The organism is Selenomonas sp. oral taxon 126, from assembly GCF_001683335.1.
Lineage (GTDB): Bacteria > Bacillota > Negativicutes > Selenomonadales > Selenomonadaceae > Centipeda.
In genome coordinates, this window is sequence record NZ_CP016201.1 from 1,265,893 (window position 1) to 1,279,771 (window position 13,879).

The 13,879-nt window shown below is 60.8% G+C and carries 9 protein-coding genes and 2 pseudogenes; 9 read left to right on the forward strand and 2 right to left on the reverse strand.

The window, feature by feature from the left end; all coding sequences use genetic code 11:
- The 9 genes and pseudogenes from AXF19_RS15220 to AXF19_RS05635 form a co-directional block, all read left to right on the forward strand.
- The coding region (locus tag AXF19_RS15220) for an O-linked N-acetylglucosamine transferase family protein (protein ID WP_442983842.1) at positions 1-500 on the forward strand (500 nt) is incomplete at its 5' end.
- Positions 457-1,950, forward strand: a complete 1,494-nt coding sequence (locus AXF19_RS05600) for an O-linked N-acetylglucosamine transferase, SPINDLY family protein (protein ID WP_237141713.1) — start codon at positions 457-459, stop codon at positions 1,948-1,950. The genes AXF19_RS15220 and AXF19_RS05600, both read left to right, overlap by 44 nt.
- Positions 1,937-2,845: a tetratricopeptide repeat protein gene (locus AXF19_RS05605; protein WP_066846191.1), complete on the forward strand. Its 909-nt coding sequence runs from the start codon at positions 1,937-1,939 to the stop codon at positions 2,843-2,845. Before AXF19_RS05600 ends, AXF19_RS05605 begins: the two co-directional genes overlap by 14 nt.
- A complete protein-coding gene (locus tag AXF19_RS05610; protein WP_066846194.1) occupies positions 2,842-4,530 on the forward strand; it encodes a glycosyltransferase family 2 protein in 1,689 nt (562 codons plus the stop codon). The genes AXF19_RS05605 and AXF19_RS05610 overlap by 4 nt, the downstream gene beginning before the upstream one ends.
- A gap of 12 nt (positions 4,531-4,542) precedes the next feature.
- On the forward strand, positions 4,543-7,248 hold the full coding sequence (locus tag AXF19_RS05615) for a glycosyltransferase (RefSeq protein ID WP_066846197.1): 2,706 nt from the start codon (positions 4,543-4,545) through the stop codon (positions 7,246-7,248).
- Between the two features lie 136 nt (positions 7,249-7,384).
- Positions 7,385-7,585: a cold shock domain-containing protein gene (locus AXF19_RS05620; protein ID WP_009656948.1), complete on the forward strand. Its 201-nt coding sequence runs from the start codon at positions 7,385-7,387 to the stop codon at positions 7,583-7,585.
- Positions 7,586-7,775: 190 nt separating this feature from the next.
- On the forward strand, positions 7,776-8,321 hold the full coding sequence (gene hpf, locus AXF19_RS05625) for a ribosome hibernation-promoting factor, HPF/YfiA family (RefSeq protein ID WP_009656949.1): 546 nt from the start codon (positions 7,776-7,778) through the stop codon (positions 8,319-8,321).
- A 102-nt stretch (positions 8,322-8,423) separates the two neighbouring features.
- Entirely contained in the window at positions 8,424-9,713 is a 1,290-nt protein-coding gene (locus AXF19_RS05630) for a PepSY-associated TM helix domain-containing protein (RefSeq protein ID WP_066846200.1), read from the forward strand.
- Between the two features lie 27 nt (positions 9,714-9,740).
- Positions 9,741-12,405, forward strand: a pseudogene (locus AXF19_RS05635) (cation-translocating P-type ATPase).
- Between the two features lie 287 nt (positions 12,406-12,692).
- On the opposite strand, the pseudogene AXF19_RS15230 reads toward AXF19_RS05635, so the two are convergent.
- A pseudogene (locus tag AXF19_RS15230) lies at positions 12,693-12,843 on the reverse strand (secretion protein HlyD).
- A 97-nt stretch (positions 12,844-12,940) separates the two neighbouring features.
- The gene (locus AXF19_RS05645) at positions 12,941-13,828 is read right to left on the reverse strand and encodes a radical SAM protein (protein ID WP_066846206.1); all 888 of its coding nucleotides are present in this window, start codon (positions 13,826-13,828) and stop codon (positions 12,941-12,943) included.
- Between the last annotated feature and the right edge of the window lie 51 nt (positions 13,829-13,879).

The following is a 13,879-nucleotide window of genomic DNA, read 5'->3' on the forward strand; positions in this document are numbered from 1 at the left end:
ACTCCCGTCTGCTGCTCAAAACAAGCGGATTTTGCAGACGCGGCATCGCCCGCGCGGCATGGGAGCGCCTCGGGCGGCTCGGCTTCGATCTGAACCGCGTCATGCTCGAGGAGGCGACGCGGGACTATATGGAGCGGTATCTGGACGTGGATATTGCACTCGACACCTTCCCGTGGCCGGGCGGCGGTACGACCTGCGACGCACTCTACATGGGCGTGCCCGTCGTCTCCTACTATACGGAGCGGCACAGTACGCGCTTTACCTACAGTCTGCTCGCCAACATCGGACTCGGCGACCTTGCCTCGGAGCGCATGGAGGACTATGTCGAGACGGCGGTGGCTCTTGCAGGTAATCCGGAACTTCTGGATGCGCTGCACAGGGAGCTGCGCGACCGCATGAAGGCGTCGCCCGTCATGGATCAGGAGCGTTATATTCGTGAGATGGAGGAATGTTACCGTGCGATTTGGGCGCAGTGGGAGGCACACGCAGAAGACGTTTGAACGCGCATTCAAAGGCGTGCAGAAGGCGCTTGCCGAGGGGCGCATGGAGCAGGCGCTTGCACGCTTGCAGGAGATGGAGCACGCCGATCTTTTCCCCGAGGAGCGTCGCTATGAACTGCATGAATACATGGGACAGCTCCTCTACTGGCTTGCCGATCTGAAGGAGGCTCTGCCGCATCTCCGCCTTGCGTGGGAGCTGCCGCGCGCGGATCATGCGGCGCGGATGGCGGCACTCAGCAACTACCTCATGTATCTCCACTACGTAGCGGATGTCACGGATGAGGAAATGCGCACAGCCCATGCGGCATATGCGGAGATGCTCGGCGATGTTCCGCAGTTCACGCATGAAAAGCGGCGGCGCGAGAAGCTGCGCATCGGCTATCTCTCGCCGAATATCACGGATCACATCGTGCTGAACTTTGCCATTCAGCTCTTCTCTGCCTATGACCGCACACGTTTCGAGGTCTATCTCTACGACATTGGCTCTCTGCAGTGCGAGACGACGGACTGGGTTGCGGGGATGGCGGACTCCTATGCCGATCTCTCGAACGAAACGGCGGATGCAGCAGCGCGGCGCATCTATGCGGACGGGATCGACATCCTCTTCGATCTCGCGGGGCACTCGGCGGGCGGCAAGACGCTGCAGATCGCTGCGTATAAGCCCGCACCTGTGCAGCTCTCGGGCATTGGGTACTTCAATACGACGGGACTGCCTGCAATGGACTACTTCCTCGGCGACACAATCGTCGATCCGCCGGAGATGGACGCACTGTTCACGGAGCGGATTCTGCGGCTGCCGGAGACGCACCTGTGCTTTACGCCGTCGGAGCGGTTTCAGGCATACGAGCAGCTGCACCGCACGCCGCATACGCCGCCCGTATTTGGCAGCTTCAACAATTTTGCAAAAATCACGGACGAGATGCTCGCACTCTGGGGCGAGATCCTGCGCCGCGTGCCCGGGGCGCAGCTCCTGCTGAAGAATGTCCGGCCGGGCGCGGAGATACTGGTGCGCATGGGGCAGCGCGCCGTGCGTGCGGGGATCGATCCCGCGCGGCTCACGCTGCGCCCCGGGTCAAAGGACTATCTGCGCGACTATCTGGATGTGGACATCATCCTCGATACCTATCCCTATCAGGGCGGCGGTACGACCTGCGAGGCACTCTTCATGGGGCTGCCCGTTGTAACGCTTGCGGGCACGCGGCACGGGGCGCGCTTCGGCGCGAGTCTCCTCGCGAATGCGGGGCTGGGGGAACTGGTCGCGGATACGCCCGAGGCATATGTGGAGCGCGCTGCCGCCCTTGGGAGCGATACGGAACTCCTCGCGGCGCTGCACACGGCGATTCCGCGTATGATGCGCGCCTCGCCGCTGATGTCCGGCGGGAGATATGTCCGTGCCGTGGAGGCGGCATATGAGATGATATGGGAGCGATATCTCAATGAAGAAGCGTAAGAAGAACCGCGCGGAGCGCGCGCGCAAAAAGCGTGCACGGCGGGAAGAAAAACGAAATGCGAAAGGGACGATGACAATGGCAGAGAAGAAGATGGCGACGGTGGAGCAGATTCGTGCACATATGGAGAAAAAGGCGTATGCGGAGGTCATCAACACCTTTGCGGATATGCTCGAGCAGGGACATGCACCCGAGGAGTGCTTCGGGGATGTCGCGCGCGCCTATTTTGAGCTGGGCGACTATACGCGCGCGGCAAGCTGGGTGACGAATACACTCTCGCGGGATGCATCGAATGTGGATGTGCGCATCCTGCTCGCACGCATCTGCCAGCGCGAGAAGCGTCCCGACGACGCGCTGAAGCTCTTCGAGAATATCCTCAGCGTCCACAAGCGTTCTCTCTCCTATGAGCAGCGCACAGAGATCGGGCGGCTTGCGGGACTGGATGCGCGCCTGAATCCCGCGCGCACACGGACAGAGTATCCGCAGCTCGCGGCGCTCCTCGGACTCGCAGCACCCACAGAGGCAGCTGCACCCGCAGCCGCTGCTCCCGCTGCGCCCGCTGTAGTGTCTGCCGTGCCGACACCTGCCCCCGTACAGGCGACTTCCTCCCCTGCTGCCGCCGAGCAGCAGGCGGCGGCAATCCTCGCGCAGGAGATCCGTCCCGTGGAGAAGGTGGAGACACTGAACGCCTTTGCGGGTGCGGCGTATGCCTCCAATGACTACAGCGGCGCAAAGACGCTCCTCATGGCGGCACTGCGCCTCGACCCCGGCTGTGATGCGACGCTCCGCAACATGGCGCTCCTCCTGCATGAGATGGGGGAGCGGGACAAGGCTCTGCAGGTGGCGGCAAAGATGCGGATGGCGGACTTCATGCTGCTGCGCGAGCTGAAGCGATGAAGAGCCTCAGCATCATCCTCGCGGTCACGGAGGAGGCGGACTACCTGCGCGAGACGGCAGAGGCGGCGCGCTCTGCCTGCGTGGACTGCGGCGCGGAGGCAGAACTGCTTGTCGTGACGCCGACACCGTATCTTCAAAGGGCGGAGGAGGCGCTGCGGCATATCGACGACATTCAGATCTGTCCTGTTGAGACCAATAGCCTTGCTCTGCTCAACAATTATGGGCGTGCATTTGCCTCCGGCAGCTGCCTCCTCTTCGTGCGCGAGGGCGTTCTGCTCGATGCCGCAGGGCTGCGTGCGCTGCTGGATGCCCTCGCGCAGAGTGCGGAGATCGGCGCTGTTGGACCATTCTCCGACCGTACCGTTTATGAGTGGCAGTACCTGAATGCCGCGCAGATCGAGGCGGAGGGAGGGCTACCGTCCACGGAGCTGCAGCACTCCTCGCCGGAGGCGCAGGACAGTCTTTTCCTGGAGAACTTTGCCCTTCTTATGCGGCGTGATACGTTCGATCAGGTCGGTGGATTCTGTGCAGACTTCCCCGCATGCGGCGGGGAGGATATGGATCTCTCGTTTCGTCTGAAGCGTATGGGATACAGACTCCTGCGCGTTCCCGTGTACCTGCCGCATATGGGGGCGGGCGTTTATCCTATCCGCGACATGACGCGTTCTAGGGCACGTCCCGTTCTGCTGCAGCGTTGGGGGCTGGATATCGGACTGCCGGAGTCCCTTTGGCAAAAAGCGCTGATGGCGATCGACTGGCAGCAGAATCCCGAGATGATTCATGCGACCTGCCGCAGTGTTCTGCTGCGTGCGCCGCTCGTCAGTATCTTTATCATGACCTATAACCGTCCGGAATATTTTCGGGAGGCTCTTGAAAGTGCGCTCGCACAGACCTATCCCAATATTGAGATCATTGTTGGCGATTTTGGGACAGATGACCGCACGGAGCAGCTGGTGCAGGACTATCTCGCGGATCCGCGCATACGCTATGTGCGAGGACCCGTGTCGCCGAAGGAAGAGCACCATGAGATGTTTCACCCGCTTGCCCAAGGCGAATACATCCAGTGGCTGATGGATGACGACATGCTGCTGCCGGACAAGCTGACGCTGATGTTGGATGCTTTTCTGCGGAATCCCAATGTGAGGCTTGTCACATCGCAGCGCGGTGTGATTGATGCAGAGGGGAAATTTACAGGGCTTTGGCCTGTGCTTGTGCCGGTGCACGGAGCATACGGAATTGTGTCCGGCAGGGAGACAGGAAGACTGCTGCTCACCGAGTGTACGAATTTTATCGGGGAGCCGTCCATTGTGCTCTACAGACATGAGAGCGATGCTGCGCCGCTTGTGGAGCAGGTCGTTGCACGTGGGTATCAAGTGATTACAGATGTCGCTATGTGGCTGCATTTTCTTGCACAGGGGGACTGCGTGGTATTCACACCTGCGCTCGGACTGTATCGTCAGCATGGAGGGCAGGAGGGGCAGCAGACATCGACCGGTATTCGCAGCCTTGTTGAGTGGAGACAGGTGCTGGACGAATATCGGAGCGAATTTCTCACGGATGCGGATTACCGTGAGGGACTGGACGTGGTCAGGAAGGCATGCGTACGATTCGAGCCGCTTTCACATCAGGTTGCGCCCGAGCTGCGTCGTGCATATGAGGAAGTCTGTCAATCGTTAATGAAATGAGGAGCAGTGTGGATGCGGCAGGTTCTTTCGATCATCGTTGCAGGCACGGAGAATGTTACATATCTGCGTGAGACGGCGGAGGCGGCAACCCGTGCTGCCTCCGTCCTTCGCGTGGAGGTGGAACTGATCGTTGCCGTGCAGTCGTCACATGAGGAGGTGGCGCGGCATGCGCTTGCCGGACTGCCGTGCCGGCTGCTTTCATGCGCTGCAGAGCATGTGGCGGCGTGGAACAATGCGGGGGCAGCCGCAGCGTCGGGAGAAATGCTCTTCTTTTTGCAGGAGGGAATCATCCTCACGGCGGATGGTCTGAAAGTGCTGCTGGAAAATCTCCTGCTCGATGCGGAGATCGCCGCCGTCGGACCCTTTTCCAACCGCACACTGTATGCGTGGCAGTACATGAATGCCGAGGCGATGGCTGCGAAGGGGGAGGAGAGTGCTGCATGGGTACGGCAGCATCTGACGGGGGCGGCGGAGAGCCTCTTCCTTGAGGATTTTGCCCTGCTCATGCGCCGCAGCGCCTTCGACCGGGTGGGCGGCTTCGATGAGGATTTCACGGGCGGCGGCGCGGATCTCGACCTCTCGTTTCGCCTCAAATACGAGGGCTTTCACATTCTGCGCGCACCCGCATATCTCGCGCACAGGGGGGCAGAGGTCTGCGAGCTCTATGATCTGCGGCGCCCTGCGGCGCGTCCGCTCCTCGCGGAGCGCTGGGGGCTGGACATCGGTGTGCCGGAGACAATCTGGCAGGATGCGCTCGGCAATATTTCGTGGGCACACGATCTGCCGCTCATCCGTGCAACGGGACACACGGTGCTTCTGTCTGCCCCGTTGGTGAGTATCCTCGTCCCCGTGAGCGGCAGTTCGGCGTATCTTGTGGAGACGCTCGAAAGCGCACGCGCACAGACCTATCCGAACATCGAGATCGTGATTGCGTGTGATGATCGGACGCGGGCGCAGGTGACGCCGTATCTGGGCGATCTGCGCGTGCGCTGTGTGCGCTGCACGGGGGAGCGCGATCCCTCGCTGCGCACCTGTCTGCATTTCGCGCAGGGCGCATATGTCCAGTACTGCGCGGTTGGCGATGTACTCCTGCCGGATCGACTGACGCAGATGATGGATGTCTTCTTCTCCCGTCCGAAGACGGCGTTTGTGACGGCAATGCGCGGTGTGCTCAATGAGACGGGGGCGTTTGCAGGGATGTCGGAGGAGGTCGCGCCTCTCGAGGGCTTCTGGGGGACGCTGGACGGGCGTGCGGTCGGGCGGGAGCTGCTGCTCCGGCAGATCAATCCGCTCGGAACGCTCGCGTGCGCCCTCCTCCGCCGCTCTGATCTCGCAGCGTGGCTGGATGAGCGCCGCGATGAAGAGTGGGTTGATGCACAGCTCTGGCTGCGGCTGCTCGCAGGCAGCGATGTCACCATTATCAGTCGTCCGATGGGGCTTACACACGCATCGACGGCAGATGCAGAGCGTTGTGTGCGTACAGCGCTCTCGTGGCGGCGCGAGATTGAGGAGCATTGGCAGCGGCGTGTATTTTTGACGAATGAGGAGGACTACCGCGCGGCGCGTGCATCCCTTCAAGATATGTGCAATGCGCAGATTGCGCCGCTCCTGCCCGCTGTATCTCCCGCGCTGCGCATGGAGTACGAGACGGGGCATCGTGCGCTGCACGTCGTCCTGCTGAACCGCGTCGAGGAGTGCGCGCCGATTCGTCTGGATGCGCCGCTTGCGCGCCTTGCTGCGCGTGGGCAGGTCACGCTGAGCGGTGCCCTGCACGGCGGAGATCCGTCAATAGAACTGTATAGTCTTGGGGAGCTGTACGATAGTTTTATCTTGCTTGAACGGTGCAACCTCAAATGTGAATTCTCTGTGAATGCCCTCTTGCAGAGGTACGGCACAGCGGGGAATATCTTCGTGCAGGAGATGGACGATCATCCGATGATCTCTGAGAATGCGGCAGAGACGGACTATTTCCTCTTTCGTGCAGTCTCCGCCGTGCAGACATCGACGCCGTATCTTGCCGATCTTCTGCGGCAGTTCAATCCCCACATCTACCTCTTTGAGAACCAGCTCACGGAACTGCCGGAGGCGCGCACCTACGATGTGGAGCGCGCGCGTGTCACGGTCTTCTTCGGCGCACTCAACCGCCGTGCGGACTGGGAGCCGCTGATGCCGGCGCTCAACGCGGCGATCCGCCGTCATGGCGATCGGCTCTATTTTCGCGTCGTCTCGGATCGGGAGTTCTTCGATGCGCTGCAAACGAATGCAAAGGAGTTCGCGGGCGGTGAACGGGACGGCGACATCTTTGCCCCGTATGAGCAGTATACAGCGGCGCTGCACGCCTCGGACATCGCACTCCTGCCGCTCAGGGATACGGAGTTCAACCGCGCCAAGTCCGATCTGAAATTCATCGAGGCGGCGGGGCACGGTGCCGTCGCGCTTGCCTCCCCGACGGTCTATGCGGCGACTGTGCGCGATGGGGAGACGGGGCTGATCTACCACAGCCCCGAGGAGTTCGCCGAGAAGCTCGACCTCCTCATTGCGCGCGCCGATCTCAGGCGGACGCTCGCGGAGAACGCCTATCGCTATGTTGCAGCGCACCGTCTGCTCGATCAGCATCTGGGCGACTACATCGCCGCCTATCGGGAGATGTTTGCACGGCGTGAGGAGTTTGAACGAGAGCGCCGCGCGCGCGTTGAAAAATTTTTCCCGCAGCTGTGAATAGTTTTTCTCACCGTTTCATGTTATCCCATTGACAGTAATACACACGGCTCTTATAATAAGAAGAAGCATACGTGCGAGACTGGAGAAATCCTGCTTGCAAGCGGGTTTCTCTATCAGTGAAAGGAGAGCCGATATGACGGGCAAGGTGAAATGGTTCAGCGCGGACAAGGGATATGGATTTATCTCCCGCGAGGACGGCGACGATGTGTTCGTACACTTTTCCTCGATCCAGGGCGAGGGCTATAAGACGCTCAGCGAAGGACAGGAAGTCGAGTTCGAGATCGTCGAAGGTGCGCGCGGTCCCCAGGCGGACAACGTCGTCAAAAAGGAATAAAAACAAAGGTTTGAAAAGCCCGGCTTACACAGCGGGCTTTTTCATTTGCACAAAACAGGCGAATCAAAAAATCAGAATTTAGGGAAAGTACAATTCTTTTGCAGGTTTTTCTTTCTTCATGTCGAAATACATAGGTATAAGGGGGAGCGGTGAGAAGAGCGCTCCCGTGGATAGAAAGGGGCTGTGTTTCATGGCTGCATTCACGATTCGGGGAAAGAATGTCGAGGTTACACCGGCACTGCGGGACTATGTGGAGAAGCGGGTCGGCAAGATCACGAAGTACTTCGAGAATGTCGGCGAGATCTCGGTGCTGCTCTCCGTGGAGGGCAAGCATCACAAGGTAGAGGTTACGGCTCCCATCGTGCGCGGCGTGCTGCTGCGCGGTGAGGAGCGTTCGGAGGATATGTACAGCTCCATTGATCTCGTCATCGAGAAGCTGGAGCGCCAGATTCGCAAGCAGAAGACGAAGCTCGAGCGCCGTTTCCGTCACGGCGGGTTCAAGGCAGAGGCGGTCGAGACCTTCGTCCAGCCCGTACCGGAGGAGGACGATGTATTCCCGGTCGTCAAGACGAAACGCTTTGCCCTGCAGCCAATGGATGTGCAGGAGGCGATTATGCAGATGAATCTGCTGAACCACCACTTCTTCGTATTCCGCAACGCGGAGACGGAGGAGGTCAATGTGGTTTACAGCCGCAATGATGGAAAGTACGCCCTGATCGAGGTCGAAGAGGGCTGATTGGAGAGAATGGGGGACGGTTGCGCCGCGGAGCGCAGCCGTCCTCTTTTTCCTGATTTTATGATATGATAAGAAACGTATTTCTTGAAATGGGGACTTTTTATGCGAAAAATATATGTCATTCATCAGTGGGTGAGCCTCATCTGCGCCATCTTCCTGCTGCTGCTGACGCTGACGGGGCTGCCGCTGCTCTTTCGCGGGGAGATTAACGCGTGGAATACGCTGAATCTGCCCGCGCGCGGCGGAGCGCTTCCACTCTCTGAGATCTGGGCGGCGCTGCCCGAGGGGCGGGCTGCGCTCACGGAGGCGTTTCCCACGAAAGAGATTCTCGCGGTCACGCCGGATGCCTCGGACGGGACGCTCTACTTCCTCGTCAAGGATCGTGGAGGGAAGGCGTCTCGAGCGCATATGCGCATGGGCGGCGAGCAGATCATGTACGATGTGCGGACGGGGGCGCTCTTTGACCGCAAGGATCGCGTCTACCGCTCCGAGGCGGTGCAGGCGTTCATGCACACAATGCACGTCCTGCACGTCCGCATGGGCATGGGCGAGGGAGGGCGCGACTTCCTCGCCGTCATGTGCGCCCTCTCCGTCGTCTCGATTGTGACGGGTGTCTATCTCTACCTGCCGATGATGAAAAGCCTCGCCTTCGGTGTGCGCAGACGCAGGAGCAGCCGCCTCTTCTGGTCGGACTGGCACAAGCTCGCCTCGATCTTTGCCGGCACGTGGGCTGTCCTCATGTGCGTCAGCGGCATTTTCATCGTGCTCTATTCCATCGGTATCCGCGACTACCACCGCACGGCGCACGCGCTTGCCGCAGAGCATTTTGCCGTGCAGACGAATGCGCTACAGATCTCGTCGGAGGAGGCGTATGCGCGGATTGCGGCGGAGTTCCCGCAGAAGGATGTCATCTCCATGCGGCTGCCGTCGGAGGACAGTGCCTACTATATCTTCCAGATTGCAGCGCCGACCGTGCGCGCAACGGATTTCGCGCTGGGCGAGCAGGCGTATCTGCCCGCTTCGGGGGACGGCGCGCCGCTCTTTGTCCCCGTGCCCGCATGGCTGACGATGGCGCCGTTCTTCCTGAATATGCACATCCACAATCATGAGCTGCTCGCGGAGAAAATATTCTGGGCGCTGCTCATCCTCATGACGGCGGCGATGATTGTCACGGGGATCGTGCTCTGGCTGACGCGCTGGCGTAACGTCATCTCTGCCGCCGCCGATGCCGCGCAGAGGCGGACGAATGCGGCGTGGGAGGAGCCCGTGCGCGTTGCCGTGCTGACGATGATTGTCATGATTGCGCCGATGTACGGTGCGGTCGGGGAGGGGCTGGCGCTCGCACTCAGCGCCTATCTCGTCTACTACTTTGTGCGCGCTGTGCGCAGATGATGTTGTGTTTGGGGAAGGGGAGCGGTCTTGAAATTCACGGGACTTACATCGGCTGAGGCGGAGGCGTCGCGCCGCGCGCACGGGGCGAATCGCATCCCCGAGCCGCAGTGGATGACGTTCGGGCAGGCGTTCATGGAGACGTTCCGCGATCCGATGATCCGCATCCTGCTCGTCATGGTCGCGCTCATGATCGCGATGTACTTCGCGGGGCACGCGGAGATCTACGAGCCGGTTGGCACGATTGTGACCGTCATCATCGTGGCGACGGTGACGGCGCGGACGAATGTTGCGAGCGATACGGAGTACCGTGCCCTGCGCGCGCGCACGGCAAAGGATACGGCGAAGGTCTGCCGCGACGGGGGGCTTGTCGTCCTGCCTGTGGATGATATCGTGGTTGGTGACCATGTGATTTTGCAGGGCGGCAACAAGATCCCTGCGGATGGACTGCTGATCTCGGGCGATCTGCGCGTCAACAACACGGCGCTGAACGGGGAGACGGAGGAGTGCCCGAAGCTGCCCGCAGACACGCACTATCGCTTTCCCGCCGAGATCACGGGCGACAGCTTTGTCGACAGATCGACCCTCTTTCGCGGGAGTGTCGTCTTTGACGGCGAGGGCGTGATGGAGGTGCGCCGCGTCGGCACGGGCACGATGATGGGGAAGATGGCGGCAGAGATGCAGGCGCGTGAGCCGGACTCCCCCCTGCAGGTAAAGCTCGCGAGGCTCGCCGATCAGATCTCGGCGTTCGGCTACATCTCCGGGCTCGTCATCATCGCGCTCTACATGATGTTCTTTGCCCTGCATGCGGGTGGGCTCGAGGCATATGTCATGGGCGGATGGAGTCAGATCCTTGTGGATCTGATACAGGCGGTCTCACTCGCCATCCTCATCATCGTCTGCGCCGTGCCCGAGGGGCTGCCGCTCATGATCTCGCTCGTGCTCATGCAGAATACGAGCCGCATGCTCGCGCGCGGCGTCCTTGTGCGCCGTGCGGTCGGTATCGAGACGGCGGGCTCGCTGAACATCCTCTTCAGCGACAAGACGGGCACGATCACGGGCGGACAGCTCGAGGTGGTGGAATTCTTCACCGCAGACGGCAGCGTCCTCGCGCAGATTGAGGAGCATGAGGCACTCCATGAAAAGCTGAAACTCGCCATCGGCATGAACTCCGCCGCCATGTACGACGAGCAGGGTGCGGTCGTCGGCGGCAATCCGACCGATCAGGCGGTCATGCGTTTCCTCGGGGCAGAGACCTACCGTGCGATGCAGGCAAATGACGGCTACCGCGTCGGACAGCGGCAGACGTTTAACTCGACGAACAAATTCAGTCAGGCACAGCTGCCCGCGCGCGGTACGGTCGTCTACAAGGGCGCACCCGAGGCGCTGCTCGCGCGGGCGAAATACGCGCTCACGGCGGACGGGGCAGTCGCCCGCTTCGATGCGGCGCAGCTGAACGAAAAAATAAACGCCTATGCCGCGCGAGCCATGCGCGTCTTGGCGTTTGGATACTCGACGCAGTCCTTCCGCAAGAATGAGATCAATGCGGATGTCGTGCTCATCGGGCTTGCTGCAATCCGCGATGATGTGCGCCCCGAGGCGCGCGAGGCGATTGCGGAGGTACAGGCGGCGGGCGTGCAGGTCGTCATGGTGACGGGCGACCGCCGCGAGACCGCCGTTGCGATTGCGCGCGATGCGGGGCTCCTGCGCGCTGACGGCGACCTCGTCCTCACGAGCAGCGATCTCGCGTTGATGAGAGACGAGGAGGTGCAGCGCGTCCTGCCGCAGCTGCGCGTCATTGCGCGCGCGCTGCCGACGGACAAGTCGCGCATCGTACGCCTCTCGCAGCAGATGAACCTTGTCGTCGGCATGACGGGGGATGGGGTCAACGACTCGCCCGCGCTCCGGCGCGGATGTCGGCTTTGCCATGGGCAGCGGCACGGAGGCGGCGCGGGATGCGGGGGACATCGTCATCCTTGACGACAACTTCCGCTCGATCAAGGACGCCATCCTCTACGGGCGCACGATCTACAACAACATCCTGAAATTCTGTCGCTTCCAGCTCGTCATCAACATTGCGGCGGTTGTCGTGAGCGCCGCCGCGCCCTTCTTCGGCATCATCGAGCCGCTGCGCGTCACGCATCTCCTCTTCATCAACCTCGTCATGGACAGCCTCGGCGCAATCATGCTCGGCAACGAACCCGCGCACGAGAGCTATATGCGCGAGAAGCCGCGCCGCCGCGACGCGAACCTCATCAGCCCCTCGATGACCGTGCAGATTGTCTGCATGGGCGCGTGGCTCGTCCTCCTCAGCTTCTTCTTCCTGACCGACGCGCGCATTGCCGCCGCCTTCGACGGAAAGGCGGAGCACTATACGGCGTACTTCCTGCTCTTCGTCATTGCGGCGCTTATGAACGGATTTAACGTGCGCTCCACGGGCTTCGGGATCTTCCGCGATCTCGGCGAGAACATAGACTTCCTCAAAGTCTGGGCAGGGATTGTCCTCATCATGGCGGCAATCATCAACGCGCCTTACATCCCGCACTCCGTTGGCGCATGGATCGGCGGCATGTTCAGCACGACCCCCATCCATGCGGGCGGCTGGGCACTCGTCTTCCTACTCGCTGCGACGATGATACCTGTTGATTTGATGAGGAAGGCAGTGTGGAAGGGCTTTGTGCGGGCGAGAGGGTGAATGACATGCTTGGTGTGGTTGAGGGAACCAATGACGTTATGCCGTGCATATGCGTAGAGCAGTGTGATGCCCAAAAGCGAACCCTAGTGGAGCAAGTGAGTAAAGTTGCTGACCTGTCCAAGAAGCAAGTCCGCAGGACGAAGCTGATTGGGAAACAGGTCGTATGGGAAAACGTCCCAAGAACACAAGCGCAAGCGAAGTGTGATTGGTTGACGTTGACCGCTCGCGGTACGCCCCGTCGGATTTCTTTCGTTCAAGCGAAGCGCGTTTAAGAAGTCCGACGGTATTTAAGGAAGCACTGATAAATTCAGCACCGCCATCTTGACGCATCTTTTTTGCCCGCACTTCGTCGGCAAATCCTCCACATAGCTTTGGCTATGCGTCCGGTTTGCCTCCTTGTTCGAACGAAAAAATCTACGCCAATCTGACGGACTTCATTTTATCAGCGATTCCTTAAGCGTACAAGCGCACGATCACTTGCGTAACTAAGCGTTCGCGTTGGGTTCACACTGCTCCATTATAATATCGAATCTAATCACGCAAAATCCGGCACATACTGCGACCCCACCGCCTCCGCGCCCTGCACATAGACGCGCGTCATGCCGATCTCGCGCGCCACATCCACCACGGACTCATACTCGAACGTCGTGAGGCGGCGATGAAGCGGCGGGAACTCGTGCGCGCGGTAGAGCGGCGTATACTGCCGCATGAGACTCAGCTGAATTGCATCGCCGAACTCCGCCCACAGGCGCTCGACGAGTGCAATGCTCTCGTGGCGGTGTCCCGGCAGTACGAGATGGCGCACAAGCACACCGCTGAGAAGCTGTCCGTCGGGAGCAAACTGCACACTGCCGACCTGTGCGACCATTGCCGCAAGGGCATCCCATGCCACTGCTGCATAATCGGGCGCACACGAATAGAGCTGCCCGCTCTCCTCGCTCGCGTATTTCAGATCGGGGAGATAGATGTCCACCGCACCCGCAAGGCGCGCGATGTTCTCCGCCGTCTCATAGCCGCTCGTATTCCAGACGACGGGAAGCGTCAGCCCACGTGCCCGTGCGAGCGTGAGCGCAGAGAGAATCTGAGGCGTATAATGCGTCGGTGTCACGAGGTCGAGCGTCGCCGCACCCTCTGCCGCGAGCGCGAGAAAGGCGGCGGCAAGCGCCTCCGTATCCATCTCTCTGCCGCGCCCTTCGTGACTGATTGCGTGATTCTGGCAGTAGACGCAACGCAGTGTGCAGTGCGCGAAGAACACCGCGCCCGCGCCATGCACGCCCACGAGACACGGCTCCTCCCAACGGTGCAGCATCGTACGTGCAACGCGCACAGCGCTGCACGCGCCGCAGAAGCCGCGCGCACCTGCATTCCGATTCACCCCGCAGCGGCGCGGGCAGAGCGTGCAGGACGCAAGCAAATCGTCCATCAAACTCCTCCTTTCCCCGTATTTTCCCACAAAAAAACCGAGACGGCAAGA

Coding starts and splice junctions, on each gene's coding strand:
- AXF19_RS05605 (WP_066846191.1), top strand. CDS start 1,937: ATGAAGAAGCGTAAGAAGAACCGCGCGGAGCGCGCGCGCAAAAAGCGT.
- AXF19_RS05610 (WP_066846194.1), top strand. CDS start 2,842: ATGAAGAGCCTCAGCATCATCCTCGCGGTCACGGAGGAGGCGGACTAC.
- AXF19_RS05615 (WP_066846197.1), top strand. CDS start 4,543: ATGCGGCAGGTTCTTTCGATCATCGTTGCAGGCACGGAGAATGTTACA.
- AXF19_RS05620 (WP_009656948.1), top strand. CDS start 7,385: ATGACGGGCAAGGTGAAATGGTTCAGCGCGGACAAGGGATATGGATTT.
- hpf (WP_009656949.1), top strand. CDS start 7,776: ATGGCTGCATTCACGATTCGGGGAAAGAATGTCGAGGTTACACCGGCA.
- AXF19_RS05630 (WP_066846200.1), top strand. CDS start 8,424: ATGCGAAAAATATATGTCATTCATCAGTGGGTGAGCCTCATCTGCGCC.
- AXF19_RS05645 (WP_066846206.1), bottom strand. CDS start 13,828: ATGGACGATTTGCTTGCGTCCTGCACGCTCTGCCCGCGCCGCTGCGGG.